2 protein-coding genes and 1 pseudogene are annotated in these 1,478 nt (G+C 45.9%); all 3 read right to left on the reverse strand.

Annotated features, from left to right (window positions below; all coding sequences use genetic code 11):
• Window positions 1–68 precede the first annotated feature (68 nt).
• Window positions 69–671, reverse strand: a complete 603-nt coding sequence (locus J7396_RS22455) for a hypothetical protein (RefSeq protein WP_209262193.1) — start codon at window positions 669–671, stop codon at window positions 69–71.
• A gap of 30 nt (window positions 672–701) precedes the next feature.
• A complete protein-coding gene (locus J7396_RS22460; protein WP_078560436.1) occupies window positions 702–1,193 on the reverse strand; it encodes a DUF4189 domain-containing protein in 492 nt (163 codons plus the stop codon).
• 19 nt (window positions 1,194–1,212) lie between these two features.
• Window positions 1,213–1,478: pseudogene (locus J7396_RS22465) on the reverse strand (hypothetical protein); the annotation flags it as partial.

Raw genomic sequence — 1,478 nt, forward strand, 5'->3', positions numbered from 1 at the left:
AGTTTACGGGGAGTCGACAAAGGGACTACTCATATCTAGCACCTCCTGCGAAATTAACGACAATCCAATCAGTCAGCTTTAGTCGACACATCCCACCAAGAAACGAAAAGCCTCGATTTATCACCCTCTACTAGTCCGTCTTGAATTTCGCCGTACGTGGAAACCTTCAACACTTGACGACCGTCGACGCTGGAAAACTCCGTTATACAATGCCCGTCGCCGCTACAGATATTCAACTCTGGCAACTCATCGCAAATAGCACATCGCTTTGGATCCTTGGAGCACACACCTTCGAAGTCATCGCCAACCACGTTTTTTTTGCATTCAGCACTTACAACTGGTTTCCAGTTACCGCCGATAACTTTTTTTCGGAGATCGCCGTAGGACATGCCCTCTTTAAATTCGGTCGACAGTTTAGAAATCTCAACAGATTCCACTGATGGTTTTTTTTCTTCGCTAGAAACTTCAGTTAAAACCTGGGTTTTACTCAAATCTTGACCAGCAATTACTGCATCACTGACAGCCGAATGGCTTTGCGGTGCGTTTTCTTGGCTGCAAGAGCTAAGAGTTAATAGCGCAACCACTACTCCAGTAAAACTAATATGCCTTGAGAGCCTAGCCATATAAATCCAAAATAGAAAAATCAAAAATGATGGAAATTTAATTTCCAATTAAAATTGAATTTTTAATGTCAATTAAAATTAGTATTTTTTGAAAAGCGGCTTCGTGCAATCTTTATATATCACCGAACAACCGGTACCACCGTTTTCTCGGCACGTGTTAAGTGCATTACGCGATGCAATCGAAATATTAGCAGCTGAAGAAACGCCGCTCTCTGAAGTACCAGATGCAGAGGATGCCATTGCAACACACTGGTTAAAATAAGTGAAGGTAACGTAGCAGCCCTTAAAGCCTGCAGATTTACATTGATCTATAGCATCTTCTTCTGCAGACTCTTTTGACGTTTGCTCCAATGAAGCCCATGCCTGAGACGTTTCTTTTGAGTTGACAATTGCCCCCCAAGTCTTTATCCACTCCCCCGTAGGCTGAGGAGGGGGAGGCGGAATTTCACCTCTCGATGTACCAGAATCTGGCCCACATTGTGGGCTTCCAGGAGCCACACCGTTGGGGCAAGCCGTTTGTGCATAGGCATTGTTCGCAAGAAACAAAAAAACAAAAATAAAATAGCGCATTAATCCTCCAAAGGATCAGTTAGGAGCCCTGATTATTATTAGCAGCACCACGTGAGCCAGCATTAGCCACAGGAGCATTTAATTCACCACCTGCTCTAGTATTAACTTGCGCTGTATGTTGCACCCTATCGTTAACTTGACTATTTTCACGTTGAGGCTCTGCCGGTTGATAAGGCCTACCAGCCCCCGGCTCCTGATTGGCCCGGTCCAACTGCCCCAGCGCCGAGTAGGCCGTGAATTGGCCTAGCGTGCCCTGGAAGAACGCCGCTGCCATCGGCGGTGCGG

Source organism: Xanthomonas sp. A1809 (assembly GCF_017746015.1).
Lineage (GTDB): Bacteria > Pseudomonadota > Gammaproteobacteria > Xanthomonadales > Xanthomonadaceae > Xanthomonas > Xanthomonas euvesicatoria.

Bases quoted from the DNA above. Each gene is read 5' to 3' on its own strand.
- J7396_RS22460 (WP_078560436.1), bottom strand. From the start codon at position 1,193: ATGCGCTATTTTATTTTTGTTTTTTTGTTTCTTGCGAACAATGCCTAT.